This is a genomic window from Streptomyces sp. XY431, from assembly GCF_001279805.1.
Taxonomy (GTDB): domain Bacteria; phylum Actinomycetota; class Actinomycetes; order Streptomycetales; family Streptomycetaceae; genus Kitasatospora; species Kitasatospora purpeofusca.
The window spans coordinates 1-303 of sequence record NZ_LGDO01000399.1; the positions used below are offsets into that span (position 1 = coordinate 1).

Genomic DNA, 303 nt, shown 5'->3' on the forward strand with positions numbered 1-303 from the left:
GTAAGGCTCCCAGTAGACGACTGGGTTGATAGGCCGGATATGGAAGCCCTGTGAGGGGTGGAGTTGACCGGTACTAATAGGCCGAGGGCTTGTCCTCAGACGCTCGCGTTCACTGTGTGGTTCCCGGGTAGCGAACAGCTATCGCCGGCGAACACAAGAAACACTTATCAACTAAAAAGTGTGTTTCGCTGAATACCCGATAGGGTTTCGGTGGTCATAGCGTGAGGGAAACGCCCGGTTACATTCCGAACCCGGAAGCTAAGCCTCACAGCGCCGATGGTACTGCAGGGGGGACCCTGTGGG

General features: G+C 56.4%; 2 rRNA genes. Both read left to right on the forward strand.

What is annotated here, in order from left to right:
- Positions 1–97, forward strand: a 23S ribosomal RNA gene (locus ADK60_RS27245); the annotation flags it as partial.
- Between the two features lie 109 nt (positions 98–206).
- A 5S ribosomal RNA gene (gene rrf / locus ADK60_RS27250) occupies positions 207–303 on the forward strand; the annotation flags it as partial.